This is a genomic window from Noviherbaspirillum malthae, from assembly GCF_015352985.1.
In the GTDB taxonomy this organism is placed as follows: Bacteria; Pseudomonadota; Gammaproteobacteria; order Burkholderiales; family Burkholderiaceae_D; genus Noviherbaspirillum; species Noviherbaspirillum malthae.
Genome location: NZ_JACYXF010000002.1, coordinates 487,138 through 511,939 on the forward strand (window position 1 = coordinate 487,138; position 24,802 = coordinate 511,939).

At 60.8% G+C, this 24,802-nt stretch carries 24 protein-coding genes; 9 read left to right on the forward strand and 15 right to left on the reverse strand.

Annotated elements, in window-relative coordinates; all coding sequences use genetic code 11:
• Nucleotides 1-100: 100 nt before the first annotated feature.
• The 4 genes from IGW03_RS06075 to IGW03_RS06090 all read left to right on the forward strand — a co-directional run bounded on the left by IGW03_RS06075 (nt 101) and on the right by IGW03_RS06090 (nt 6,275).
• A complete protein-coding gene (locus IGW03_RS06075; RefSeq protein WP_194721599.1) occupies nt 101-895 on the forward strand; it encodes an inositol monophosphatase family protein in 795 nt (264 codons plus the stop codon).
• Nucleotides 896-1,060: 165 nt separating this feature from the next.
• Entirely contained in the window at nt 1,061-2,455 is a 1,395-nt protein-coding gene (locus tag IGW03_RS06080) for a DEAD/DEAH box helicase (protein WP_194721600.1), read from the forward strand.
• A gap of 269 nt (nt 2,456-2,724) precedes the next feature.
• The gene (gene mutS, locus IGW03_RS06085; RefSeq protein WP_194721601.1) at nt 2,725-5,334 is read left to right on the forward strand and encodes a DNA mismatch repair protein MutS; all 2,610 of its coding nucleotides are present in this window, start codon (nt 2,725-2,727) and stop codon (nt 5,332-5,334) included.
• On the forward strand, nt 5,331-6,275 hold the full coding sequence (locus IGW03_RS06090; RefSeq protein ID WP_194721602.1) for a hypothetical protein: 945 nt from the start codon (nt 5,331-5,333) through the stop codon (nt 6,273-6,275). Before mutS ends, IGW03_RS06090 begins: the two co-directional genes overlap by 4 nt.
• Nucleotides 6,276-6,355: 80 nt before the next feature.
• On the opposite strand, the gene IGW03_RS06095 is transcribed toward IGW03_RS06090, so the two are convergent.
• Nucleotides 6,356-6,907 carry an FKBP-type peptidyl-prolyl cis-trans isomerase gene (locus IGW03_RS06095; protein WP_194721603.1) on the reverse strand — a complete coding sequence of 184 codons (552 nt, stop codon included), beginning with the start codon at nt 6,905-6,907 and terminating at the stop codon, nt 6,356-6,358.
• 75 nt (nt 6,908-6,982) lie between these two features.
• On the opposite strand from IGW03_RS06095, the gene IGW03_RS06100 reads away from it, so the two are divergent.
• Nucleotides 6,983-8,104 (forward strand): cupin domain-containing protein, encoded by a 1,122-nt coding sequence (locus IGW03_RS06100; RefSeq protein ID WP_194721604.1) that lies wholly within the window; start codon nt 6,983-6,985, stop codon nt 8,102-8,104.
• Nucleotides 8,105-8,366: 262 nt separating this feature from the next.
• Nucleotides 8,367-8,627 (forward strand): hypothetical protein, encoded by a 261-nt coding sequence (locus IGW03_RS06105; RefSeq protein WP_194721605.1) that lies wholly within the window; start codon nt 8,367-8,369, stop codon nt 8,625-8,627.
• A gap of 100 nt (nt 8,628-8,727) precedes the next feature.
• Here IGW03_RS06105 and IGW03_RS06110 read toward each other — a convergent pair whose 3' ends face one another.
• The 10 genes from IGW03_RS06110 to IGW03_RS06155 all read right to left on the reverse strand — a co-directional run bounded on the left by IGW03_RS06110 (nt 8,728) and on the right by IGW03_RS06155 (nt 17,871).
• Nucleotides 8,728-9,507 (reverse strand): MBL fold metallo-hydrolase, encoded by a 780-nt coding sequence (locus IGW03_RS06110; protein WP_194721606.1) that lies wholly within the window; start codon nt 9,505-9,507, stop codon nt 8,728-8,730.
• A gap of 18 nt (nt 9,508-9,525) precedes the next feature.
• Nucleotides 9,526-10,650, reverse strand: coding sequence for an NlpB/DapX family lipoprotein (gene bamC / locus IGW03_RS06115; RefSeq protein ID WP_228535087.1), 1,125 nt, complete (start codon nt 10,648-10,650; stop codon nt 9,526-9,528).
• A 73-nt stretch (nt 10,651-10,723) separates the two neighbouring features.
• Nucleotides 10,724-11,602 (reverse strand): 4-hydroxy-tetrahydrodipicolinate synthase, encoded by an 879-nt coding sequence (dapA, locus tag IGW03_RS06120; RefSeq protein WP_194721608.1) that lies wholly within the window; start codon nt 11,600-11,602, stop codon nt 10,724-10,726.
• A 79-nt stretch (nt 11,603-11,681) separates the two neighbouring features.
• Nucleotides 11,682-12,266 carry a class I SAM-dependent methyltransferase gene (locus tag IGW03_RS06125; protein WP_194721609.1) on the reverse strand — a complete coding sequence of 195 codons (585 nt, stop codon included), beginning with the start codon at nt 12,264-12,266 and terminating at the stop codon, nt 11,682-11,684.
• Nucleotides 12,267-12,298: 32 nt separating this feature from the next.
• Nucleotides 12,299-13,507: a tryptophan--tRNA ligase gene (locus IGW03_RS06130; RefSeq protein ID WP_194721610.1), complete on the reverse strand. Its 1,209-nt coding sequence runs from the start codon at nt 13,505-13,507 to the stop codon at nt 12,299-12,301.
• Nucleotides 13,508-13,517: 10 nt separating this feature from the next.
• Nucleotides 13,518-14,174 carry a site-2 protease family protein gene (locus IGW03_RS06135; RefSeq protein WP_194721611.1) on the reverse strand — a complete coding sequence of 219 codons (657 nt, stop codon included), beginning with the start codon at nt 14,172-14,174 and terminating at the stop codon, nt 13,518-13,520.
• Nucleotides 14,175-14,307: 133 nt separating this feature from the next.
• On the reverse strand, nt 14,308-14,931 hold the full coding sequence (locus IGW03_RS06140) for an L-threonylcarbamoyladenylate synthase (RefSeq protein ID WP_194721612.1): 624 nt from the start codon (nt 14,929-14,931) through the stop codon (nt 14,308-14,310).
• 48 nt (nt 14,932-14,979) lie between these two features.
• Nucleotides 14,980-15,861 (reverse strand): protease HtpX, encoded by an 882-nt coding sequence (htpX, locus tag IGW03_RS06145; RefSeq protein WP_194721613.1) that lies wholly within the window; start codon nt 15,859-15,861, stop codon nt 14,980-14,982.
• A gap of 174 nt (nt 15,862-16,035) precedes the next feature.
• A complete protein-coding gene (locus IGW03_RS06150) occupies nt 16,036-16,875 on the reverse strand; it encodes a 3',5'-nucleoside bisphosphate phosphatase (RefSeq protein ID WP_194721614.1) in 840 nt (279 codons plus the stop codon).
• A gap of 117 nt (nt 16,876-16,992) precedes the next feature.
• Nucleotides 16,993-17,871: an alpha/beta fold hydrolase gene (locus tag IGW03_RS06155; protein WP_194721615.1), complete on the reverse strand. Its 879-nt coding sequence runs from the start codon at nt 17,869-17,871 to the stop codon at nt 16,993-16,995.
• 112 nt (nt 17,872-17,983) lie between these two features.
• Here IGW03_RS06155 and IGW03_RS06160 point away from each other — a divergent pair, with 112 nt between their 5' ends.
• Nucleotides 17,984-19,672, forward strand: a complete 1,689-nt coding sequence (locus tag IGW03_RS06160; protein WP_194721616.1) for an acetate--CoA ligase — start codon at nt 17,984-17,986, stop codon at nt 19,670-19,672.
• Nucleotides 19,673-19,930: 258 nt separating this feature from the next.
• Here IGW03_RS06160 and IGW03_RS06165 read toward each other — a convergent pair whose 3' ends face one another.
• Together IGW03_RS06165 and IGW03_RS06170 are read right to left on the reverse strand one after the other, a co-directional pair.
• Nucleotides 19,931-20,182: a hypothetical protein gene (locus tag IGW03_RS06165; RefSeq protein WP_194721617.1), complete on the reverse strand. Its 252-nt coding sequence runs from the start codon at nt 20,180-20,182 to the stop codon at nt 19,931-19,933.
• Nucleotides 20,183-20,403: 221 nt separating this feature from the next.
• Nucleotides 20,404-21,243, reverse strand: coding sequence for a ferritin-like domain-containing protein (locus IGW03_RS06170; RefSeq protein WP_194721618.1), 840 nt, complete (start codon nt 21,241-21,243; stop codon nt 20,404-20,406).
• Between the two features lie 55 nt (nt 21,244-21,298).
• Here IGW03_RS06170 and IGW03_RS06175 point away from each other — a divergent pair, with 55 nt between their 5' ends.
• Nucleotides 21,299-21,823, forward strand: coding sequence for a gamma carbonic anhydrase family protein (locus IGW03_RS06175; RefSeq protein WP_194721619.1), 525 nt, complete (start codon nt 21,299-21,301; stop codon nt 21,821-21,823).
• Nucleotides 21,823-22,746 carry an Hsp33 family molecular chaperone HslO gene (gene hslO / locus IGW03_RS06180; RefSeq protein ID WP_194721620.1) on the forward strand — a complete coding sequence of 308 codons (924 nt, stop codon included), beginning with the start codon at nt 21,823-21,825 and terminating at the stop codon, nt 22,744-22,746. The genes IGW03_RS06175 and hslO overlap by 1 nt, the downstream gene beginning before the upstream one ends.
• Before the next feature lie 161 nt (nt 22,747-22,907).
• On the opposite strand, the gene ftsB is transcribed toward hslO, so the two are convergent.
• Nucleotides 22,908-23,231 carry a cell division protein FtsB gene (gene ftsB / locus IGW03_RS06185; RefSeq protein WP_194721621.1) on the reverse strand — a complete coding sequence of 108 codons (324 nt, stop codon included), beginning with the start codon at nt 23,229-23,231 and terminating at the stop codon, nt 22,908-22,910.
• 106 nt (nt 23,232-23,337) lie between these two features.
• On the reverse strand, nt 23,338-24,621 hold the full coding sequence (eno, locus tag IGW03_RS06190; protein WP_194721622.1) for a phosphopyruvate hydratase: 1,284 nt from the start codon (nt 24,619-24,621) through the stop codon (nt 23,338-23,340).
• Nucleotides 24,622-24,802 lie beyond the last annotated feature (181 nt).

Below are 24,802 nucleotides of genomic sequence, written 5' to 3' on the forward strand. Positions count from 1 at the left end.
GCGGCACAAAGCGATCTCTCAGATGCCGCATTGCTCATTAATCTATTTGAAGCGGTTCCCGACGCGGTTGCGAGGGAACCGCAATTTTAACGGAACCCCTATGCATCCCATGCTCAATACGGCGGTCAAGGCCGCCCGTCGTGCCGCCTCGATTATCAATCGCGCAACGTTCGATCTCGATCGCATTCAAGTCACTGAAAAAAGGCATAACGACTTTGTGACCGAAGTGGACCAGGCCGCCGAGCAGGCGATCATCGAGGTTCTGAAAACAGCCTATCCCGACCACGCCATTCTCGCCGAAGAATCCGGCGCATCCTCGAATCTGCATGACGAGAATGAAAACGTCTGGATCATCGACCCTCTCGACGGCACGACCAACTTCATTCACGGCTTCCCGCAGTACTGCGTCTCGATCGCCCTGCAGCAGCGCGGCCAGATCACTCAGGCCGTCATCTATGATCCGACGCGCAACGATCTGTTTACCGCCACCAAGGGTGCGGGCGCCTATCTGAATGAAAAGCGCATCCGCGTCGGACGCCGCGACAGGATGGCGGATGCCCTGATCGGCACCGGCTTCCCGTTCCGCGACATGGCAGGTCTGGACGAATATCTGCAGATGTTCAAGGTCATGACTGAAAAAACCGCAGGGCTGCGCCGCCCCGGCGCCGCTGCGCTGGATCTGGCCTATGTCGCCGCAGGACGTCTTGACGGCTTCTTCGAGAAGGGTTTGCAGACTTGGGACATGGCGGCCGGCTCCCTGCTGGTGACCGAAGCCGGCGGCATCGTCGGCAATTTCTCGGGAGACTCCGACTATCTGTACAAGGGGAATGTCATCGCCGGCAGCCCCAAGATCTTTGCGCAAATGGTGAACCTGCTGTCGCCGTTCGCCAAATAGTCTTTCCCTCCTGAAATCAAAGCTGGACGGCCGGCGCACCGCAAGGTGCGTGCGCCGGCGAACCGGGTCCGGTTCCGCCATGCCGTCCGCACAGGACCTACGCCTTTCCACCGATTGCCTGTCGTCGGGCCCCAATCCCGACGAGGCACCTTTTTGTGAGATTCAATGTCTTTTTCCGAACTTGGCCTTGCCAATGAAATCGTCCGCGCCGTTACCGAACAGGGCTACAGCGCTCCGACGCCGATTCAGGCCCAGGCCATTCCCGCCGTCCTGTGCGGCGGCGACCTTCTCGCCGGCGCACAGACCGGCACCGGCAAGACAGCCGGCTTTACGCTGCCCCTGCTGCAGCGGCTCTCCGCGAAGTCCCCGGCTGCCGGCGGTGCGCGACCCGTCCGTGCCCTCGTCCTTACCCCGACGCGCGAGCTTGCCGCGCAGGTGGAGGACAGCGTGCGCACCTACGGCAAATACCTCAAGCTGAAGTCGGCAGTGATCTTCGGCGGGGTCAACATCAATCCGCAGATCAAGCTGCTCGCTTCCGGCGTCGACATCCTGGTTGCCACGCCCGGCCGCCTGCTGGACCACTTGCAGCAAGGCACGATCAATCTTTCGCATGTGGAAATCCTGGTCCTCGACGAGGCCGACCGCATGCTCGACATGGGCTTCATCCGCGACATTCGCCGCATCCTGGCCATCCTGCCGAAGCAGCGCCAGAACCTGCTGTTCTCGGCAACCTTCTCGGACGAGATCAAGGCACTGGCCGACGGCCTGCTGAATTCGCCGGCAATGATCGAGGTCGCGCGTCGCAACTCCACCGTCGAGGTCATCGACCAGAAGATCCACCCCGTGGACCGCAACCGAAAGCATCCGCTGCTGGCGCATCTGATCAAGTCGCAGAACTGGACGCAGGTCCTGGTCTTCACCCGCACCAAGCACGGCGCGAACAAGCTCGTCGAGCAGCTCGGCAAGGACGGCATCACTGCGATGGCGATCCACGGCAACAAGAGCCAGTCGGCCCGTACGCGCGCCCTGAGCGAATTCAAGGATGGAAGCCTGCAGGTGCTGGTTGCGACCGATATCGCAGCCCGCGGCATCGACATCGACCAACTGCCGCATGTGGTCAATTACGACCTGCCCAACGTGCCGGAAGATTACGTGCATCGCATCGGCCGTACCGGCCGCGCCGGTGCAACCGGCGAGGCGGTGTCGCTGGTGTGCGTGGACGAACATGACATGCTCAAGGGCATCGAGAAGCTGATCAAGCGCTCGCTGCCCCAGGAAGTCGTCCCCGGGTTCGAGCCGGATCCGAATGCGCGTCCGCAGCCTATCCAGCTGCGCAGCAATATGCCTCCGGCACGCAACGGCAGACGCCAGGGCAATCCTGCCGGAAAACAGGAGCGCCAGCACGCGGCGCCGCAGCCGGGTGCCGCAAAAGCGCCCCACAAGAATCCTGGCAAAGCCGGACCGCTGCCGGCTGCGGCATCGACGGCGAAGCGCCCTGCAGCAAAACCGCCCGCAACAAAAGCCCAGGCGCCGCAACGCAGCGCCGGTCGCGGACGCTGATGCATGCCGGCCCTGCAGCCTTGTCTGGGGTACAGGGCCGGCAATCGGAAACAACGTCGTCCATATTGAACTGCGAACGAAAGGCGAGCGAACAGCCTTCCGCTCGAACCTCTCTTTGACGTCCCTTTGATCCAGGCCCGCTCCCGGCATTAAAATGGCAGACTATTGTTTGCCTGAAAAGAAAGACTGGAATGGCTTTTGTTTCTGCTCCCGCCGCAGATGCCGGATCACCCGTCCGAATCGATCAAATGCTGGAAAAACATACTCCGATGATGCAGCAGTACCTGCGCATCAAGGCGGACTATCCGGACACCCTCGTGTTCTACCGCATGGGGGATTTCTACGAGCTGTTTTTCGACGATGCGGAAAAATCCGCGCGCATGCTGGGCATCACGCTCACACAGCGCGGCTCCTCCAACGGCAATCCGGTCAAGATGGCAGGCGTACCCTTCCACTCGATGGAGCAGTATCTCGCCAAACTGATCAAGCTCGGTGAATCGGTTGCCATCTGCGAACAGATCGGCGATCCGGCGACCAGCAAGGGACCAGTGGAGCGCAAGGTCGTGCGCGTCATCACCCCAGGCACGCTGACCGACTCCGATCTGCTGCCGGAAAAATCCGAACGGCCCCTTCTTGCCTTGTGCGTGCAGAGCCAGCGCAAGACCGTCACGATCGGGCTTGCCTGGCTCTCGATGGCCAGCGGTGCATTGAAGCTGATGGAGTTTTCAGGAGATACGCGGGCCTTCGACGCCAGGCTCAAGCAGGAGCTGGAACGCATCGCCCCGGCAGAAATCCTGATTGCGGATCAGTCGGAATTGATGCAGCTGCAATTCGGCACCGGCAAATTCACGTCCGTACCGCAATGGCACTTCGATGCAGCCAGCGGAAAGACGGCCTTGCTGGAACAACTCGGCGTCTCCACGCTGACCGGCTTCGGCGCGGAAAATCTCGGCGCTGCCGTCGGCGCCGCAGGTGCGCTGCTTCGCTATGCGCAATCGACTCAGGGCAAGGGTCTGCAGCATGTACGCATGCTCGCCGTCGAAGCCGAGAACGAGTACATCGGCCTCGATGCCGCAACGCGCAGGAACCTGGAACTTACGGAAACTCTTCGCGGCCAGGACGAGTCCTCCTCTCCCACCCTCTTTTCCCTGCTGGACCACTGCCGCACCGCGATGGGATCACGCATGCTGCGCCACTGGCTGCATCATGCCCGGCGCAATCAGGACATCGCGCGTGCAAGGCATGCGGCCATCAATGCGCTGATGCGCGCCGATGCGTCTTCCGGCCTCTCGGCCACGCTGGCGGCCGTGCCCGACATCGAACGCATCACCACGCGGGTTGCGCTGTTTTCAGCCCGTCCGCGCGACCTGGCCGGCCTGCGCAGCGGCTTGCAGCAGCTGCCGTCGCTGCGCGCCTATGTCGCCATGTGCAACCGCGATGCCGACGCGCCGCTGCTGCAGCAAATCCACGAAGCGCTGGCCACGCCGGCGGAATGCCTCGATCTGCTAGAGCGCGCCATCGCCCTCGAACCTGCTGCGCTGGTGCGCGACGGCGGCGTGATCGCGCGCGGCTTCGACGGAGAGCTCGACGAGCTGCGCGCACTCTCTGAAAACGCAGGCCAGTTCCTGGTCGACCTGGAAACGCGCGAGCGCGCCCGCACCGGCATTGCCAATCTGCGGGTCGAATACAACAAGGTGCACGGCTTCTACATCGAGGTCACGCACGGACAGACCGACAAGGTGCCGGACGACTACCGCCGCCGCCAGACCTTGAAAAATGCGGAGCGCTACATCACGCCGGAACTGAAGGCGTTCGAAGACAAGGCGCTGTCCGCGCAGGAACGCGCGCTCGGCCGCGAGAAATATCTCTACGAACAGGTGCTCAACGGCCTGACGCCGTTCATCGGCACGCTGCAATCGATTGCGCAGTCCCTGGCACAGCTGGACACGCTGGTCGCCCTCGCCGATCACGCGATGCGCAACAACTGGTGCGCACCGCAGCTCGTCGCCGAGCCGCGCATCTTCATCGAGCAGGGACGGCATCCGGTTGTCGAAAACCAGATCGAGCGCTTCATCGCCAACGACTGCGAACTCGGCAATGAACGCAAGCTGCTGCTGATCACCGGCCCCAACATGGGCGGCAAGTCCACGTTCATGCGGCAGGTGGCGCTGATCACCCTGCTGGCTTACGTCGGCAGTTTCGTCCCGGCGACTCAGGCAGTAATCGGACCCATCGACCGCATCTTCACCCGCATCGGCGCGGCCGACGATCTCGCCGGCGGCCGCTCCACCTTCATGGTGGAGATGACGGAGTCGGCGGCGATACTGAACAATGCTACCGAACACTCCCTGGTGCTGATGGACGAAGTGGGACGCGGCACATCGACCTTCGACGGCCTTGCATTGGCATGGGCGATCGCGCGCCACCTGATCGAGACGACGCGCAGCTTTACCCTGTTCGCCACGCATTACTTCGAGCTGACCCAGCTGCCCGAGAGCTATCCTGCCGCGGCCAATGTCCACCTGTCGGCGGTAGAGCACAAGGACAGCATTGTCTTCCTTCATGCGGTGCAGGCGGGGCCGGCGTCGCAAAGCTACGGTCTTCAGGTGGCGCAGCTTGCCGGCGTGCCGCAGGCGGTCATCAAGGCTGCGCGAAAGCATCTGGCCGCGCTCGAAGCGCATTCCATCCAGCCCACGCCGCAGTTTGACCTGTTTGCGAATGCAATGACGACACCGGAGGAACCCGACGATGAGCCGCAGCAATCAGCCGCGGCCGAGGCGCTCCTGGAGGCGCTTGCCGCCACCGACCCCGACGCCATGACGCCGCGCGAAGCGCTCGACGCGCTGTATCGCCTGAAAAGTCTGGCCGAAGGCAAATGACAAGGAAAGCGACCTGCTGGCTTGCGCTTTGCCTGCTGCTTTGCAGCGGCGTATGCGCGGCCGACGACCAGGAATTCAGCTTCGGCGTGATCGCCAACGTTCTCAAAGGCCGGGGCGACGATCCCGCCTTGCGCGAGGCCATCGAGATGACCGATGCCGACAGTCTTGCATTCGTGGTCGCCAACGGTGTCAAGGCCGGCAACGAGCCGTGCACGGATGCGGTCTACAAGCGCAGAAAGGCCTTGCTCGAGGAATCGAAGAACGGCCTCATCGTATCGCTGACCGCAAGCGATTGGGCCGAATGCCGCAACGCCGGCGGCAAGTCATCCGCAGTCATCAAGCTGAACTTCCTGCGCGACCTGTTCTTTGCGGATGAGTTTTCGGCGGGCGCCACGAAGATTCCTCTCGTGAGGCAATCGACCATCGCCAAGTTCCGCGATTTCTCGGAAAACGCCCGCTGGGAGGTCGGCGACATCATGTTCGCCACCTTGAATCTGCCCCGCAACAACAATCATTATGTGATCGATGCCGGACGCAACAGCGAATTCGAAGACCGGCTCGTAGCGAATCGGGATTGGATTCACCGGATATTCAGTTATGCGACGCGCCGCCGGCTCGACGGCATCGTGCTGTTCAGCGACGGCAATCCTCTTGCGCCGCCGGTATCGAAAGCCGTCAGGCGCGACGGATACATGGAGACCAGAAAACTCATTCAAAGCCTGTCAGAGAAGTTTGCAGGCAGGGTTCTACTGATTCATGGCCAGGCCGCCGGACAGTCGGCACAGGGACCGGGATCGATACGCTGGCAGGGCAATCTTGGAGAATTGAGCGTGACGTCGGGATGGATCAAGCTCACGGTCGGGCAATCCGGCAGTGAAGTCTTCACCGTGGATGCCGCGCCGCGGCGCAGTCCCGTCACCCTGTCGTCGGAAACGCGGTGATGTTGCGCGCCGGCGATTCACGGCTGAGGGGAATCGCCGAAGGATCGGGCGCTCTGCAGTAGAACGCCCTGATGCCGTCATCAATGGATGGGGTGGCTGCGGAAGTGGTCTCCCTCGTCGCCTTCGAAATCGTCGTTATCGTGTCCCTCGCCGTGACCGTGAGGTCCGTGCACATGGCCATGCGACACTTCTTCCGCACTGGCGGCGCGCACTTCCGCGACGCGCAGGGCGAAGCGCAGCGCAATGCCCGCCAGAGGATGATTGCCGTCCAACACCACCTTGTCTTCGGCGATATCGGTCACGGTGAAGATCAGCGACTCGTCGCCCTCGCCTGCACTGTCCGGCGAGCCTTCGAACTGCATGCCGACTTCAACCGGTTCCGGCAAGCGGTTGCGGGGCTCGATCTTGATCAGGTTGGGATCGTAATCGCCGAAGGCATCTTCCGGCTCGACCTGTATCGTCGTTTCATAACCCGGGTCCTTGCCGTCCAGGGCTTCTTCGATCTTGGGAAGCGTATTCTCGTAGCCGCCATGCAGGTACACCATCGGCTCCTGGCTTTCTTCAATCAGATTGCCTTGCGCATCTGAAAGTGTGTAGTGCACGGTCACTACCGTATCCTTGGCAATCTTCATGACGCTTCCTTTCATTGAAATGGTGGGCGGATTATAACCGCCGGTTAGCAATTGCCATGCCTATATAATACGGACATGAAGACCCAAAGCATTCTCGGTGGACTGACACCGCAAGCATTTCTGCGTGACTACTGGCACAAGAAGCCGCTTCTGATACGCCAGGCGATTCCCGGTTTCCAGCCCCTTCTCTCACGCGACGCCCTTTGCACCCTCGCCGCCAACGACGACGTGGAATCGCGTCTGATCACGCGCGCCAAGGGCAAATGGCAGATGCAGAACGGACCCGCAAAAGCACTTCCCTCGTTCAGCCAGAAGGCATGGACCATGCTGGTGCAAGGCGTCAATCTGCATGACGATGCCGCCGATGCATTGCTGCAGAAATTCCGTTTCATCCCCGATGCCCGTCTCGATGATCTGATGATCAGCTATGCGACCGACGGCGGCGGCGTCGGTCCTCACTTCGATTCCTACGATGTCTTTTTGTTGCAGGCTCACGGACGCAGGCGCTGGAGCATCAGCTCGCAAAAAGACCTGACTCTGCAGGAAGGCATGCCGCTCAAGATCCTGAAGAATTTTCAGGTAGAGGAGGAGTATGTCCTCGAACCGGGCGACATGCTCTACCTGCCGCCGCATTATGCGCATGACGGCGTTGCCGAGGGCGAATGCATGACGTATTCCATCGGTTTCCGTGCCCCGTCATACCAGGAGCTGGGGGAAGCCTTCCTGCAGTTCATGGCCGATACCATCGATTTGCCAGGCCGCTACGCCGACCCTGAACTTGCTCCGACACGCAAGCCGGCGGAAATCGGAAATGCCATGCTCGACCGCATTGCAACCGAACTCGACAAGGTTCGGTTTACCAGGGAGGACGTTGCGGTTTTTCTTGGCGAGTACCTCTCGGAGCCCAAACCGAACGTGTTTTTCGACACGGTCGAACGACCGGCGAACCTCACGCGCTTCATCGCCAGCGCCGAAAAACGGGGCATCAAACTGTCGCGCAAGACACGCATGCTTTACAAGGGCAAACATGTCTTCATCAACGGGGAATCCTTTGCTGCAGGAGCGTCAGACCGCAAACTGCTTGCGCTGCTGGCTGATACCCGCATGCTCGATGGAGAGAGCATAAAGAACGCCTCCGACGACATGAGGGAAGCACTCCATGTCTGGTACATCGATGGTTGGCTTCTGCCGGCATGATGCCTCTTCGCAAGCATTACATTTGCTTACAACAGACTTACTAAAAGGTAATTCGGCTCTGCTGTGGTGCGCAAAAAACGCTATAATTGCGAGTTAGGAAGTTTTCAAACGGTGCAATGCAACAATTGTGCGGCACGGTGGAAAACACCTACCGAGCGATAATTACCGGTAATTATTCATCGCAATATAGTTTGATAATAAATTTATTTTTTAAGGGAAATTTTCATGAAAAAGACTCTGCTGATCGCCTCCCTGCTGGCTGTTGCTCTGGCTGCTTGCGGTAAGAAAGAAGAAGCTGCTGCTCCCGCAGCACCGGCTGCTGAAGCTCCTGCTGCTGCACCGGCTGCTCCCGCTGCTGAAGCTCCTGCTGCTGCACCGGCTGCTCCCGCTGCTACTGACTCCACAGCTGCTGCTCCGGCCGCTCCTGCTGCTACTGATTCCGCTGCTGCTCCGGCTGCCGCTGCTCCCGCCGCTTCCGGCGACTCCGCAGCTGCTGGCGCTGCCGCTTCCAAGTAATCTCTGATTGCTTGCAAAAAAGCCGACCTCTGGTCGGCTTTTTTATTTCATGCGCTGAAATTAATTTCCGCTCCATGATGGCATGGCTGCCATCACCGCATTGAAACCTACCCCTCGATCGTTATCCAGTCGAATCCCTCGGCCTGGCAGGCAATCAATACGCGTGCAGCTTCATGCTGAACGACGCTGCTCAAGGCAGCCCGCGCCAGTTCCGGAGTATTGTTCTGCTGGCTGAGATGCGCGCCGATGACGACCTTCAACCGCGACCGGTCGAGAGATGCCAGAATCTCCGCAGTCGTATCGTTGGAAAGATGGCCGTAGGCGCCGCCTATCCTGCTTCGCAGCGATGGCGGATAAGCTGAATTCGCGAGCATCTCGCGATCATGATTGCACTCCAGGACCAAGGCGTCGCAGCCGCTCAGGCTGCGCGTGAGATGTGGGGTCGACTGCCCTGCGTCGGTGAGCACACCCAGCTTGAAACGGTCGTCCCTGATCACGTATTGCACCGGCTCGCGTGCGTCATGGGGCACCGTGTAGGGTGTCAGTTCGAGCTGGCCGATATTAAGAGGCTCGCCGTCCCGGCAAAAATGGAAGGCGACACCATCGCAATCCTTGCGAACCGCCTGATAGGTTCCGTAGGACATCCAGACCGGAAGGCGATGACGGCGTGCAAACTTGAGGGCGCCCCCGACATGATCCTGATGCTCGTGGGTCACCACGATGCCGGAGAGATGACTTGGCGACAAGCCGAGGCGAAGCAGCCTTCGCTCGGTTTCCTTGATATTGAAGCCACAGTCCAGCATGACCGTGGTATTCGTCATGCCGGCTGTGGTTGAGATCAGCAGTGCATTGCCTTCACTGCCACTACCTAGACTTGCAAACTTCAAAAGACAAAACTTGGTTGATTACTTCAGTTGCTCATTCAGCAGCGACAGGATGCGGTCGGCGGTCTGGGAAGTTTCCGGCTTTCCTTCGTTGTTCAGCACGGCCACCTGGCTGCTGGTGCCGGCACCCTTGACCGACACGCGGTAGCGCGGTGCCGTCTTGGCTTTATCGCTGCTCGATCCGAAGGTGAACAGTTTCGAGAAGAAGCTCTTGTCATTCTGCTTCTGGTCGGCATCGGGATCGACATAGCGCACGAAATACAGGCCCTGGGTACGGTCGCGGTCTTCGACGGTGAAACCGACGCGGTCCAGCGCCAGGCCGACGCGGCGCCAGGCGCGGTCGAAGCTCTCGTCCACCTCGACATAGCCGCCGTTCGTTCCCTTGACCAGCTTGGCGCGCGACGGTTGGGCAATGGCGTTGGCAACGACTGCCTTGGCCTTTACTTCTTCGGAACCGATACGCGACATCAGACGCGACAGGAATTCGGCTTCCAGTTCCGGATCGGCCGGACGCGGTGTCCATGTGGTCGATTCCTTCTGCGTCCCTACCAGCACTTCCTGCATGCCGCGGTGGCTGATGTAGATTTCGGTGGAGCCGTCCGGAGCGCGTTCCAGACGCGTACGGAACTTGTCACGCTCGCCGGTGGAATACAGCGAATCCAGCGCCTTGCCCAAGGCATTGCGGATGAAGTCCTGCGGAATCTTCGCGCGGTTTTCCGCCCAGTCGGTTTCCATGATGCCGGCCTGCGGCGTTTCCTGCACCAGCAGGAAGCCGGAGTCCTGCCAGAAGTCCTTGATCTGCGGCCACAGCACTTCCGGCGACTGCTTGACGACGAGCCAGCGCTGGCTTCCGGCCCGCTCGATGCGCATGTCTGCCGAAGGCGTCGGCGCTACCGTTGTCGTCGTGGTCGGACGGGCGGTCTGCTGCATCGTATAGCCAGACGCCGTCGCCGTGCCGCGGTTTGCTTCCGGGATCGAATAACGATTCTCGCGCTGGAGCTGGGTCAGGTCAGGCGGAATTTCGAGAGAAGGAGCCTTTCCCGCGCTCTTGTACTCCACACGGTCGGGTTCGAGGAGATTGCCGATCGAACTGCAACCCACCATGCCGGTCAGTGCCAATGCATAGAGGAGTCCGCGTTGGGCCATGTAAGAGTGCTTGCGAATAGTCATGTCGATGCTGGAAAGGTGATGTGTTTATCTGCGAGGCAACAAGCGGCGCTTATTGTAATACACCGGCCTCGCGCAGCGCAGCTTTCACGACTTCATGATATTCGGAAGCAAGTGGAGCGAGAGGCAAACGGATGCCGTCGGGCATCATGCCCATCTGTGCCAGCGCCCATTTGACCGGAACCGGATTGGGCTCGACAAAGAGCTTGTTGTGCAGGGGAAGCATGCGGTTATTGATGGCCACTGCTTCCTTGACGCGTCCGCTCATTGCGGCGACGCAGAGTTCGTGCATTGCCTTCGGCGCGACGTTGGCCGTTACCGAGATATTGCCCTTACCGCCGCAGAACATCAATGCCATCGCGGTCGGATCGTCGCCGGAATAGACGGCGAAGGATTCGGGTGCGAGGCGGATCAGGTCGGAGCCGCGGCCGATGTTGCCCGTCGCGTCCTTGACGCCGATGATGCCCGGAACTTGGGCGAGGCGCAGGATGGTGTCGTTGGACATATCCGCCACCGTGCGGCCGGGGACGTTGTAGAGGATTGCCGGCAGGTCGACCGACTCGGCGATCTTCCTGAAATGCCGGTACATGCCTTCCTGCGTCGGACGGTTGTAATAGGGGACAACCAGCAGCGATGCATCGGCGCCGACGGACTTCGCATACTGGGTCAGTTCGATCGCTTCGGTGGTGGAATTGCCGCCGGTGCCGGCGATGATGGGGATGCGCTTCGCCGCATGTTCGACAGCGACCTTGATCAGTTCGCAGTGCTCTTCCACCGATACGGTTGGAGACTCACCCGTGGTGCCCACGATGACGATGCCGTCTGTGCCTTCGGCGATATGCCAGTCGATCAGTTTCCGCAGGCCCGGCATATCAATACTGCCGTCTGCGTGCATGGGGGTGACGATTGCGACTACGCTGCCCTGGATCATGATGTTATTCGGTAAGAATAGAAAAAAGCTGATTGTAGCGGATAGCCCGCTCCTGTGGTCAATCTCGCGGGACGGCAACTCAAAAGAGCCGTAGTCCTTGGGGTCCGGATGCGGCATTGCCCTTGATCAGGCAAAGCCGCTGAATCATCGCGGGCTTGGGCGTGCCGGCATAACCGTCCTCGTACGCCACGACACGCGCGCCGCGGTCGGCAAAGCGCATTGCGAACTGCAGCAATTCACCCGGCTGCAGCAGGAACGCGGGATTGGAAGGCTTGCCGAACTGCCCATTTCCTTGAGAGAAGGTCTCGTAGAGCAGCACTCCGGAAGGTGCAAGACTTGCGAAGAGACAAGGGAGCAGCGGACGGTGCAGGTAGTTGGTTACCACGATGCCGGCAAAGCGGTTTTCATCGAACGTCCAATGCGGCGGTTCGTCCGGAGCATGCGCCTCCAGGTCCATCTGCAGGGTGGTAATGAAGGGGCCCGCCGCAGCGGACAGCGATTCGGGGTCCCTGTCCACTGCCAGAACCGGATGCCCTTCTCCTGCCAACCGCCGCGCATGCCGGCCGCTTCCGCAGGCGAGATCGAGTATTTCACCCGGAGGAATCAGCGGCGCAAACCGCTCCACCCATGGGGAAGCGAGAGCCGTCGGCAGATGTGGTTTCATGCTTGCGTACGGGTGACCGCTCAATGCCGCTCTCAGAGCGAGTTGTAGCCCAGACCCATGGCTTCGCGCACATCGCGCATGGTTTCCTGCGCGAGCTTGCGTGCCTTGTCGCAGCCATCGGCGACGATGGCGCGGACCAGCGACGGATCGTCGAGATACTTCTGCGCGCGCTCGCGCATGGGCTCCTGCTCCTTCAGCACGCCGTCGACGACGGGCTGCTTGCACTCGATGCAGCCGATGCCTGCGGAACGGCAACCCTTGACGACCCAATCCTTGGTTTCTTCGTCGGAATAGACCTTGTGCAATTGCCACACCGGGCACTTTTCCGGCTCGCCCGGATCGGTGCGGCGTACGCGCGCGGGATCGGTCGGCATGGTGCGGATCTTCTTGGTAACGGATTCCTTGTCCTCGCGCAGCGTGATGGAGTTGCCGTAGCTCTTGGACATTTTCTGGCCGTCCAGGCCGGGTAGCCGCGAATCCTCGGTGAGACGCGCCTGGGGTTCGACCAGGATGAGCTTGCGGCTGCCTTCAAGATAGCCGAACAGACGCTCGCGATCAATCATCGACAGATTCTGGGCTTCATCCAGCATGGCCTTGGCCTGCTCCAGCGCATCCGCATTGCCCTGCTGCTGGTAGTCGGTGCGCAGCTCGGTGTAGATGCGCGCGCGCTTGCTGCCGAGCTTCTTGATGGCTTCCTGCGCCTTTTCCTCGAAGCCCTTTTCCTTGCCATAGAGATGATTGAAGCGGCGTGCCAGCTCGCGCATCATTTCAATGTGCGGCACCTGGTCTTCGCCGACCGGAACCAGGCTCGCGCGGTAAATCAGCACATCGGCCGCCTGCAGCAGCGGATAGCCGAGGAAGCCATAGGTCGCGAGGTCGCGGTCCGCCAGTTTTTCCTGCTGGTCCTTGTAGGTCGGCACGCGCTCGAGCCAGCCGAGCGGCGTCGCCATCGACAGCAGCAGGTGCAGCTCGGCGTGTTCCGGCACTTTCGACTGGATGAACAACGTGGCCTGCGCCGGATCGACTCCCGCCGCCAGCCAGTCGATCAGCATGTCCCAGGTACTGGTTTCGATGATGCTCGGATCGTCGTAATGGGTTGTCAGCGCATGCCAGTCGGCGACAAAGAACAGGCAAGGCAACTCGGATTGCATCTTGACCCAGTTCTTTAGGGCACCGTGATAATGGCCAAGGTGCATCGCCCCAGTCGGACGCATGCCGGAAACAACGCGGTCGGGATACATAGTGTTGAGCTTAAAGAAGGAATTTAAGAGGAGTAGCGATCAGTTGCAGCAGCGAATGGGCCGCAGTCATTACCGGCACCATCCAGAAATACAGGACCTTGAACAGAACAAGCGCCATGACGATGAAGAAGCCGTAAGGCTCGATCTGCGCGAACCTGTAAGCATACTTGTTCGGCAAGAGGCTGGTAAGCACCCTGCCCCCGTCCAGCGGCGGTATGGGGAACAGATTGAATGCAAACATCACCAGGTTGGTGAGAATGCCCGCCTGCGCCATGCGCATGAAAAACTCTTCGCCGATCCCCGCCACGCTGAGAATAATCGCGAAAACGAGCCACAGGAAAGCCATGAAGAAGTTGGAGGCAGGACCGGCGAGCGCGACCCATGCCATGTCGCGCTTGGGTTTGCGCAGATTGCCGTAGTCCACCGGCACCGGCTTTGCATAGCCGAACAGAAAATTGCCGGAGGTTCCCACATAGAGCAGGATGGGGATGATGATGGTGCCGAAGGGATCGATGTGCCTGATCGGATTCAGGCTCATGCGCCCCTGCATGTAGGCGGTCGAATCGCCGAGATAGCGGGCGGCGTAGGCATGCGCGGCTTCATGCAGCGTAATGGCAAACAGCACCGGCAATGCATAAACGGCAATTGTCTGAATAAGGTCTTCCATGGAGGGATTTTAACAGAGGGGTCGATGAAGACCGGAAAGAACAGCCTTCGTCTGTCTTGCATTGCCTGGAGCGAGACACGTTCGTTCATCCGACGGCAAGCCGCCGTCGGCCGTTCGCGCAACGCATGAAATTTTACAAACCGAAAACAGCCGGATCTCCCCTTCCCTGGCGGATCAGCTGCGGCTCTTCTTCCGTCAGGTCGATCACGGTAGTGGGTTCGAGGCTACATGCGCCGCCATCGATGACGAGTTCGATCTGGCGCTCGAGACGATCGCGCACTTCTTCGGGATCTGTGAGAGGGTGTTCGTCGTCGGGCAGGATCAGGGTCGTGCCCAGCAGGGGCTGCCCCAGCTCTTCCAGGACTGCACAAGCAATCGCATTTTCCGGCACGCGCAGGCCGATGGTCTTGCGCGAAGGATGGCTGAGGCGTCGCGGCACTTCCTTGGTCGCTTCGAGGATGACGGTGAACGGCCCCGGCGTCGCCGACTTGAGCATTCGATACTGGCGGTTGTCGACCCGGGCGTACTGCGCGATCTCGCTCAGGTCGCGGCACAGCAGCGTCAGGTGATGTTTGTCGTCAACGCCGCGAATGCGCCGCAGGCGGTCCACCGCCGCCTTGTTGTCGAGCTGGCAGACCAGCGCATAACAGGAGTCGGTAGGCAGCGCCACGATGCCGCCGCCATGGATGATCTGCACCGCCTGCTTGATCAGGCGGAGCTGGGGGTTTTCGGGATGGATCTGAAAAAATTGGCTCATAAAAAACAACGGCGGTCTATCGGACCGCCGTTACCGTAATTGAAGTGGTTACTGCGCGCTGCGTAACGCGGCAATGCGCTGCTCGATGGGCGGATGGCTCGAGAACAGCGCTGCAAAGCTGGAACCGCCGCCATTGATGCCGAAGGAACGGAAATTCTGCGGCAGGGTGTCTGCGGGTTCGAGTCCGCCGAGGCGGGCAAGTGCCTTGACCATGGGCTGCGGCGAGCCGAGCAGCTTTGCCGATCCGGCGTCGGCACGAAATTCGCGGTAGCGCGAGAACCAGGCGACAATGATCGAAGCCAGAATGCCGAACAGAATTTCGCAGACGAAAACCGTGACCATGTAGCCGATGCCCGGACCGCGGTCGTCGCTGTTGCGGAACACGGCCTTGTCGATCAAGTAGCCGACCACCCGCGCCAGGAACACCACGAAGGTATTCACGACGCCCTGGATCAAAGTCAGGGTCACCATGTCGCCGTTGGCAACGTGGGCGATCTCGTGACCGAGAACCGCCTCGACTTCATCCTTGGTCATGCCTTCCAGCAAACCGGTCGATACCGCGACCAGAGCCGAATTCTTGAAGGCGCCGGTTGCGAATGCATTGGGCTCGCCCTCGTAGATGGCCACTTCCGGCATGGCGATGCCGGCGCGGTCCGACAGGCGCTTGACGGTATCCACCAGCCACAGTTCCGTCGACGACGACGGCGACTCGATCACATGCGCACCGGTCGACCATTTCGCCATCGGCTTGCTCATCAGCAGCGAGATGATGGCGCCGGTAAAGCCAACGACCAGCGAGTACGCCATCAGGCTGCCCAGATTCAGGCCGCTGCCGGTGAGGTAGCGGTTCACCCCGAGCAGCGACAGCACGACCGACATGACCAGCATGACGGCGAGATTGGTTGCGATGAACAGGAATATTCTTTTCATTAGACTGCTCCAGATAGACGCGAAGACGCGGGAACTATGTAGGTACCTGCCCTCGAAAATCAAGAGGCGACATGATGCCATAAAGTCATTCCCGACTCATGCAGGCGGGAAAGTTCTGCGCGGAAGAATGCTGCGTCAGGCGCTTTGCGGGGAATTGTCCGGGAGGTGCCTGGATTATCCCAGGCGCCAGTCGTGCCATACCGGCGTGAGCGACGGCGGCAGCGGCGGCAGTCCGCCGAGTTCGGTATGGGACTCTCCCGGGGCGTGGAAATCCGAACCGCGCGAGGCCAGCAGGCCGTACTGCTTCGCCACGACGGCGTACTGGCCAAATTCGTCGGGCGTATGGCTGCCCGTCACGACTTCCACGCCTGCACCGCCGTAACGCTTGAATTCGCCGAGGAAAGCGTCGAGCGCGAGGTCGCCCAGATCGTAGCGGCCGGGGTGGGCCACGACGGCGATGCCGCCCGCGCCGCGGATCCAGCTGACGGCATCCTTGAGCGTCGCCCAGCGATGCGGCACGTATCCCGGCTTGCCTTCGATCAGATAATTGCTGAAGACTTCACTCACGTCCTTGCAGACGCCGAGTTCGATGATATAGCGTGCGAAATGCGTACGCGAAATCAGGTCGGGATTGCCGACGTGCTTGAGCGCACCTTCGAAAGCGTTCGGAATGCCGACCTGGGCAAGCTGCTCCGCCATCTCGCGGGCACGATGCTCGCGTCCGGAACGGGTGCGGATCAGACCCTGCTTCAACTCCTCGTTGTTCTCGTCGAACTGCAGGCCGACGATGTGAATCGTCTGCGCCGCCCAGGTGACCGAAATCTCGACGCCGGTCACGTAATGCATGCCGAGCGCATGCGCCGCCTCCCTTGCCTCCGGGATGCCGTCTATTTCGTCATGATCGGTCAGGGCCCAGACATCGACGCCGTTTGCGCGCGCACGCGCTGCAACTTCGGCCGGCCTCAGGGCACCGTCGGAGACGTTGGAATGGCAATGGAGATCGACGTTAAGCATGGGAATCGTTAAGTATGCGCTGGACTGGAATCATTGTACGCCGAAGCAGGCCGCCGCTGCGCCGACATAACGCAGAAGACAAGAAGAATCCGGCCAGAATCCTGGCACGAACCGCTGTCACTCTTGCAAGAATCCTTCAATCAGCGCAGCAAGTTCCTCGGGCTGGTCATGATGCAGCATATGCCCGGCATCCCTGATGGTCGCCGTCGTTACTTGGGGAATGAACTTGATGCGGCGGTCGATTTCGAGACGCGCGGTTTCCTTCGGCCCCATCCAGCGCCATGCTTCCGTGTCGTCGGCTTCGACCCAGAGCACCTGCGCGGAAATCGCCTGCCAGCATGCAAGGACTTCTTCCACCCGGTACAGGATGGGGCTGACCAGCTTGTGCGCCGGATCGCCGAGAATCTCCCACTCGCCGCTCGCATTCTGCTCCGCCCAGTGGCGCGACAGGAATTCGGCACGATCATCGCTCAGACGGGCATTGGTCTTCTGCAGGCGCGCCGCCACCTCGGCTCTGGACGGATAGCTGCGCATGCGCGGCGGCTCGCGCAGTTCGTCCAGCCATTTGGAATAGCGCCCCGGCGCCTGCTCCGGCTTGGTAGACGGGAGCCCGAAGCCTTCCAGATTGATCAGCCTGCGGATGCGGGCCGGCCGCGAGCCCGCATACAGCATCACGACGTTGCCGCCCATGCTGTGGCCCAGCAGATCGACCGGCTGGTCCGGCGAGTAATGCGCGAGAATGGCATCGAGATCGGCCATGTAATCCGGGAACCAGTAGCAGTCGGCACCCGGCGCCCTGGTCTGACCGAACCCGCGCCAGTCGGGTGCGATCACATGCCAGTCGCGCTTGAGGCAATCGACGACGAACTGGAAGGATGCCGACACGTCCATCCAGCCGTGCACCATGAAGAGCTTGGGCGCGCCCTCGTCGCCCCAATGCCTGACATGGTATTGAAGACCGCGGACGGGGATGAATTCGGAACGGGAAGTTTTCATGGCGATGCACCGGCTGCAGTGGAATCAATGGAAAGTACGGCTGTTGAAGGCATAATAATGTGTCAGGACAGCATTAAAAGCACGATCGTTCGATAATTATACCGGAGACTTCATGGCTCAATCACAACAAAAAGCGCAGGTTGATCTTTACGACGAGCTCTATACGCAGTTCCGCTGGCACGTACCGGAGCAATTGAACATTGCGGAGCTGTGCTGCGCGCGCTGGGCGGAGGACGAAACGCGCATTGCGATCCACTATGAGGACGACGCCGGGCAGACCGCCACGGTGACCTACCGGCAGCTGCATGACGATGCCAACCGCCTGGCGAACCGGCTGCGCGCACTCGGCGTCGGCAAGGGGGACTGCGTCGCCATCGTGCTGCCCCAGCGCCCCGAAACCGCGGTGGCCCACATGGCCTGCTACCGTCTCGGCGCAATCGCCATGCCGCTTTCCATCCTGTTCGGTCCGGAAGCGCTGGAATACCGCCTGCAGCACAGCGATGCCGCAGTTGCGATTGTGGATCAGGCGGGCTTGCAGAACCTCCGTGAAACGCGCGGGAATTGTCCAGCGCTCAAGCATGTGATCGGGGTCGATTGCGCCGAATTTCCCGACTCCAGCGTGCTCGACTGGCGCACGGAACTGGCCGGCGCCGACGATCGGCTTACTCCCGAAAAAACCGCAGCGACCGATCCCGCGGTGCTGATCTATACCAGCGGCACTACCGGCGCACCGAAGGGCGCGCTGATTCCGCATTCCGCCATCATCGGCAACCTGACCGGCTTCGTCGCTTCGCAGAACTGGTTTCCCCAGCCGGGCGATGTCTTCTGGTCGCCCGCCGACTGGGCCTGGACCGGCGGCTTGATGGATGCCCTGCTGCCCAGCCTCTACTTCGGCATGCCCATCGTCGGCTACCGCGGCAGGTTTTCGGCGGAGACCGCCTTTAACCTTCTGCAGAAATACGGCGTCACCAACACCTTCCTCTTTCCCACGGCATTGAAGATGATGATGAAGGCGTTCCCGGAGCCGCGCCGGCACTATTCGCTGAAGCTGCGCGCCATCATGAGCGCCGGAGAAGCGGTGGGAGACGCGGTTTTCAACTGGTGCCAGTCCGCATTGGGCGTCACGCCGAATGAAATGTTCGGCCAGACCGAGATGAACTACATCGTCGGCAACAGCGCCCAGCGCTGGCCGGCCAAACCGGGCAGCATGGGACGCCCCTACCCCGGCCACCGGGTTGCCGTGATCGATGACGAGGGGAAACCGGTGAAAGCCGGAAAGACCGGGGAAGTCGCGCTCAACCGGACCGATATCCATGGCGATCCCGACCCGATCTTCTTCATCGGCTACTGGAAGAACCCGGAGGCGACCCGCAACAAATATACCGGCGACTGGTGCCGCACCGGCGATCTTGCCTCCGTCGACGAGGACGGCTATCTCTGGTACCAGGGCCGCGCCGACGACATGTTCAAGGCAGCCGGCTACCGCATCGGCCCTTCGGAAATCGAGAATTGCCTGGTCAAGCATCCCGCCGTGGCCAATGTGGCGGTCGTGCCCAAGCCGGACAGGGAAAGGGGCAATGTCGTGAAGGCCTTCATCGTGCTGACGCCGGATACGTCTCGAACGCCCGAGAACGACGCGCGCCTGATCGCCGAACTGCAGGAACATGTGCGCGGCAAGCTGGCGCCGTATGAATATCCGAAGGAAATCGAATTCATCAACGAGCTGCCAATGACCACCACCGGCAAGGTGCAGCGCCGCGTGCTGCGCCTGATGGAGCAGGAGCGCAGCAGCGCTGCTTGAGTAAGGCTGCCGCCATATCGGCCCATGGCCTTCAGCAAAGCGCCGTGGGCGCGTTCCGCAGGCAAGAAGGGAAATCAGGGGCTGGACGGGTGCGTAGTGTTCGCACCCTCGATTGCCTGGGAAATGCGGGTGGTGAAAGCGCCTTTGCGGCCCGCCCATCGATATTCATGCCCGCAGGATTGCACGTAAAAGAGTGTCGGCGACAAGGCGCCGGGCTTTGCCGCCGGAAAGGCAACGTGCGTGCGGACCAACCACACGCTATTCTTTCTTCTGTGCTTCCTGAGCCTTGTCTTCCAGCTTGGCGCCGGCTTCCTGCAAGCCCTTGCCGGCCTTCTCGGCGACCTTGTTCAGCTCTTCGCCGGCGCGTTTCGCAGCCTGGTCGATCTGCTGGCCGGCGCGCTCGGCCGGTCCTTTTCCATCTGCTGCATTCTCCTGTTTCTGGCATGCGGACAAGCCCGCAACCAGTATCGAGGCAAGCGCGACGGACGTGAGTCTGGAACGAACGAACATGACATACTCCCTTGCAGTAAGGAAATCAGATATATGCGGCCTGCAAGAAGATGGTTTTTCTTATTGTCATGTGCTGCAGAAATTCCTTGCATCGCATCCCTTGTCGACCGTCCATATCCAGAGACTGCATGGCAACGCGTTAGTTTCCTTTTTTGACATGGCGTACCGCAGCGCCGACACAAGCGGATAGAGACGGTCAACGGAACGTGCTGTTGCCCGGCTCAGGTCGCCAACGGCAACTTCAGCGCGGCGAGTTCGGCATCGGTAAATCCGGCTGCCCTGCGCGCTTCGAGATTGAAAGGCCCTCGCAGCGGCGGCGCCTTGTACTGCAATGCGAGGTCTGCATATGCCGCGATCGGATCAAGGCCACGTCCGCAGCAAAGCCATGCATACCATTTGTTGCCGATGGCGACATGTCCGATCTCGTCGCGCAGGATGATGTCCAGAATGGCGGCGGCCGCGTCATCCCCGGCCTGCGCCAGCTTTGCGCGCACGGCCGGCGATGCATCGAGGCCGCGCGCTTCCAGCGTTCTCGGCACGAGCGCCATGCGGGCAAGCACATCGCCACTGGTCTTCTCCGCCATGTCCCACAGGCTGTTGTGCGCGGAGAAATCGCCATAGGCATAACCCAGCGTGGCGAGATGCGCGGCCAGCAGCGAATAGTGCAATGCCTCTTCCGATGCCACCTGCAGCCAGTCGGCATAGTAGTCCGCCGGCATGCCGGGAAAGCGCCAGAGGGCATCGAGCGCCAGGTTGATGGCGTTGAATTCGATATGGGCAAGCGCGTGGATCAGCGCCGACCTGCCTTCCACGGTGCGCATCGAGCGGTGCTTTACCGCCAGCGGCGCGACAAGCTCCGGTTTCGACGGCCGTCCCGGTATGCCGCCTTCAGGGTCGAGATGGTTATCCGCATCGAGCGCCATGCCGCCTTCCGTCCAGGCCAGTGCAAGCGATCTGACGCCCTGCGCCTTGACATGCGCATCGGTCTCCTGCAGCCAATGCAGCGCGGCGCGGCGCAAATCCTTCGGGACGGCAAGATTCTGGGCGGATGATGGGTTCATGCAAGCGGCGTTAAAATGTCGGTTCGACCAAACCCCACATTCTACGAAAAATTCCATGGCCATCTACCAACTGGGCGAACACGCTCCGCAGATCGATTCCTCGTCCTATGTCGCCGAGACCGCGAACGTAATCGGCAAAGTGAAGATCGAAGCCAACGCGAGCGTCTGGTTCGATGTCACGATACGCGGCGACAACGAGCTGATCACGATTGGAGAAAACAGCAATGTCCAGGAAGGCTGCATCCTCCATACCGACCCCGGCTATCTGCTTACCGTGGAGAAAAACGTGACCGTGGGGCACCAGGCGATGCTGCATGGCTGCACGATCGGTGAAGGTTCGCTGGTCGGCATCCAGGCGGTCGTGCTAAACGGCGCCAGGATTGGCAAGAATTGCCTGGTCGGTGCCGGCGCGCTCGTTACGGAAGGGAAAGAGTTTCCGGACAATTCCCTGATCATCGGCTCCCCTGCCAAGGTGGCGCGCACCCTGACCGAGGAAGACATCGCGCGCATGCACAGAAACACCGGCAACTACGTAAAGCGCGGTCAGCTTTTCAAGAAAGAATTAAAGAGAATTGGTTAATGATGGATACATTGCAGCGATTTATTTTTGAGAATGCTTCGGTACGCGGCGAGCTTGTCGAGATCTCCGATGCCTGGCGCCAGGTGCTGGCGCGCAAAACGTATCCGCTCGCGGTGAGCAACCTGCTTGGAGAATTGATGGCTTCGGCCGCGCTGCTGTCGGCGAACCTGAAGTTCAACGGCATGCTTATCATGCAGATGCATGGCGATGGCCCGGTGCCCCTCCTGGTAGTCGAGTGCGACTCCGACCTGCGCATCCGCGCCACCGCCAAGCTGGCCGACAACGTCAGCATTCCGGATGACGCCGGCCTGCGGGAGCTGGTCAATGCGCACGGCCAGGGCCGCTTCGTCATTACGCTCGACCCCAAGGACAAGCTGCCCGGCCAGCAAGCCTACCAGGGCATCGTGCCGCTGGACGGCGATTCGGTGGCGGTCGTCATTGAAAACTACATGCTGCGCTCGGAACAGCTCGACACCAAGCTGTGGCTGGCGGCAGACCAGCAGGTCGCCCGCGGCCTGCTGCTGCAGAAGCTGCCGGGCGAAGGCGGCACCGGAACGGAAGTTGATGCCACCGAAGCCTGGAACCATACCGTGATCCTCGCATCGACTCTGAAACGGGAAGAAATGCTAGAGACCGACATCGCGACGCTGATGCGGCGCCTGTTCTGGGAAGAGACGATCCGCGTGTTCGAACCCCGGCATCCGAGTTTCCACTGCAGCTGCAACCGCGAAAAAGTGGGCAACATGCTGAAAATGCTGGGCAAGGAAGAAATCGATTCCGCACTCGCCGACCTGGGCAAGCTGGCGATCAATTGCGATTTCTGCGGCCAGCATTACGAGTTCGATAAGGTCGACTGCGCGCAGCTGTTTGCCACTGAACATACCGGCGACGCCATCCAGCCTGCGGGCAGTGCGAGGCATTAAGCGGTTTATACGGCTCTGGAGATCGGGGTAGATATTGAGAGGGATGCCCTCATGGATCCCTTCCTGATGAACCGGGAATCGTCAGAAGGAGATTCCGGCTGGATCGCCGAGTTGCGGATGCTGCGAATGCGTCCGCCTGCCGGCGCGAGCGCAACAGGCAATCAATCAGGCCGCTGCAGCTTGGGATCGGCAGGCGTAGCCGGAGGCTGTGCGTTCGGGTCGAGAATCTGAACGAAGATTTCTCCGTCGCGAATCATGCCCAATTCATAGCGCGCGCGCTCTTCCACCGCGCCCGTGCCGTCCCGCAGATCCTGCACCTCGGAGCTGAGCTTGGCATTGCGTGCCTTGAGTTCTTCGTTCTTTTTCTGCGCAGCGACGACCTGCTTGTCGAGATCCCATACGCGCAGCCAGCCACCCTTCCCCAGCCACAAAGGCAACTGGATCAGGAACAGCAGAGCGACAAGACTGAGGGTTATTAGACGCATGCCGACATTCTAGTGGTGTACTTAAAAAATTGGGGGCCTGAGCCCCCAATTTTTTGCGCCGGTGCCAAGCGTATGCTGCTTGGCCGCTACGTTGATGGTCGAATTATCAACGCAGGTTATAGAAAGCACCACGGCCAGGGTAGCTGGCGATATCGCCGAGATCTTCCTCGATGCGCAGCAGCTGGTTGTACTTGGCCATGCGGTCCGAGCGCGACATCGAGCCGGTCTTGATCTGCAGCGCATTGGTACCGACGGCAATGTCGGCAATCGTTGCGTCTTCGGTCTCGCCCGAGCGGTGCGAGATCACGGCCGTATAGCCGGCGCGCTTGGCCATCTCGATGGCGGCAAACGTCTCGGTCAGCGTGCCGATCTGGTTGATCTTGATCAGGATCGAGTTGGCGATGTTCTTCTGGATGCCTTCGCGCAGGATGCGGGTGTTGGTGACGAACAGGTCGTCGCCCACCAGCTGCACCTTCTTGCCCAGCGCGTTGGTCAGCGTCGCCCAGCCTTCCCAGTCGTTCTCGGCCATGCCGTCTTCGATCGAGATGATCGGGTACTTGTCGCACCAGGTCGCCAGCAGGTTGGTGAAGTCGGCCGACGACAGCGACAGGCCTTCGCCGTGCAGCTGGTACTTGCCGTCCTTGTAGAACTCGGAGGCGGCGCAGTCCAGGCCCAGCGCGATCTGCGTGCCCGGCTCGTAGCCGGCCTGCTCGATGGCCTGCAGGATCAGCTTGATCGCGGCTTCATGGTTGTCGACCGACGGCGCGAAACCGCCTTCGTCGCCGACCGCCGTGGTCAGGTTCTTGTCGTGCAGGATCTTCTTGAGGGTGTGGAACACCTCGGCGCCATAGCGGATCGCTTCGCGGAAGGAAGGCGCGCCCACCGGGATGATCATGAATTCCTGCAGGTCGAGATTGTTGTCGGCGTGCGCGCCGCCGTTGATGACGTTCATCATCGGTACCGGCATCTGCATCGCAGCCGAACCGCCGAAGTAGCGGTACAGCGGCAGGCCGGACTCTTCGGCAGCGGCCTTGGCCACGGCCATGGAGACGGCGAGCGTGGCATTGGCGCCGAGGCGGGCCTTGTTTTCGGTGCCGTCGAGGTCGATCAGGGTACGGTCGAGGAAAGCCTGCTCATTGGCGTCGAGGCCCATGATGGCTTCGGAGATTTCGGTATTGATGTTTTCGCAGGCCTTGAGCACGCCCTTGCCGAAGTAGCGGCTCTTGTCGCCGTCGCGCAGCTCGATGGCTTCACGCGAACCGGTCGACGCGCCCGACGGCACGGCCGCGCGGCCCATGACGCCGGATTCCAGCAGGACGTCGCACTCGACGGTGGGGTTGCCGCGCGAATCGATCACTTCGCGGCCGATGATGTCTACGATGGCACTCATTCAATTCTCCCAAATCAATGAAAATTCATCAGGGCGCGGCTTACGCGCCTTCTTGCTGCATGTTGTAATTCGAAATTTTTCCGGGTCGGCTCCCGGCTCGACTGGATGCACAGGCTGCGCTTTGGGGATGGTCCTGCATTGCATGCGATGCTTTTCAAGCCATCCCGCGATACCTGCGTCC

Coding starts and splice junctions, on each gene's coding strand:
- IGW03_RS06160 (WP_194721616.1), top strand. CDS start 17,984: ATGGCTCAATCACAACAAAAAGCGCAGGTTGATCTTTACGACGAGCTC.
- IGW03_RS06175 (WP_194721619.1), top strand. CDS start 21,299: ATGGCCATCTACCAACTGGGCGAACACGCTCCGCAGATCGATTCCTCG.
- eno (WP_194721622.1), bottom strand. CDS start 24,621: ATGAGTGCCATCGTAGACATCATCGGCCGCGAAGTGATCGATTCGCGC.
- IGW03_RS06140 (WP_194721612.1), bottom strand. CDS start 14,931: ATGAGCCAATTTTTTCAGATCCATCCCGAAAACCCCCAGCTCCGCCTG.
- IGW03_RS06125 (WP_194721609.1), bottom strand. CDS start 12,266: ATGAAACCACATCTGCCGACGGCTCTCGCTTCCCCATGGGTGGAGCGG.
- bamC (WP_228535087.1), bottom strand. CDS start 10,650: ATGGCCCAACGCGGACTCCTCTATGCATTGGCACTGACCGGCATGGTG.
- IGW03_RS06165 (WP_194721617.1), bottom strand. CDS start 20,182: ATGTTCGTTCGTTCCAGACTCACGTCCGTCGCGCTTGCCTCGATACTG.
- IGW03_RS06095 (WP_194721603.1), bottom strand. CDS start 6,907: ATGAAGATTGCCAAGGATACGGTAGTGACCGTGCACTACACACTTTCA.
- mutS (WP_194721601.1), top strand. CDS start 2,725: ATGATGCAGCAGTACCTGCGCATCAAGGCGGACTATCCGGACACCCTC.
- IGW03_RS06150 (WP_194721614.1), bottom strand. CDS start 16,875: ATGCTTAACGTCGATCTCCATTGCCATTCCAACGTCTCCGACGGTGCC.
- IGW03_RS06090 (WP_194721602.1), top strand. CDS start 5,331: ATGACAAGGAAAGCGACCTGCTGGCTTGCGCTTTGCCTGCTGCTTTGC.
- dapA (WP_194721608.1), bottom strand. CDS start 11,602: ATGATCCAGGGCAGCGTAGTCGCAATCGTCACCCCCATGCACGCAGAC.
- IGW03_RS06075 (WP_194721599.1), top strand. CDS start 101: ATGCATCCCATGCTCAATACGGCGGTCAAGGCCGCCCGTCGTGCCGCC.
- ftsB (WP_194721621.1), bottom strand. CDS start 23,231: ATGCGTCTAATAACCCTCAGTCTTGTCGCTCTGCTGTTCCTGATCCAG.
- IGW03_RS06080 (WP_194721600.1), top strand. CDS start 1,061: ATGTCTTTTTCCGAACTTGGCCTTGCCAATGAAATCGTCCGCGCCGTT.
- IGW03_RS06170 (WP_194721618.1), bottom strand. CDS start 21,243: ATGAACCCATCATCCGCCCAGAATCTTGCCGTCCCGAAGGATTTGCGC.
- IGW03_RS06130 (WP_194721610.1), bottom strand. CDS start 13,507: ATGTATCCCGACCGCGTTGTTTCCGGCATGCGTCCGACTGGGGCGATG.
- IGW03_RS06135 (WP_194721611.1), bottom strand. CDS start 14,174: ATGGAAGACCTTATTCAGACAATTGCCGTTTATGCATTGCCGGTGCTG.
- hslO (WP_194721620.1), top strand. CDS start 21,823: ATGATGGATACATTGCAGCGATTTATTTTTGAGAATGCTTCGGTACGC.
- IGW03_RS06155 (WP_194721615.1), bottom strand. CDS start 17,871: ATGAAAACTTCCCGTTCCGAATTCATCCCCGTCCGCGGTCTTCAATAC.
- IGW03_RS06100 (WP_194721604.1), top strand. CDS start 6,983: ATGAAGACCCAAAGCATTCTCGGTGGACTGACACCGCAAGCATTTCTG.
- htpX (WP_194721613.1), bottom strand. CDS start 15,861: ATGAAAAGAATATTCCTGTTCATCGCAACCAATCTCGCCGTCATGCTG.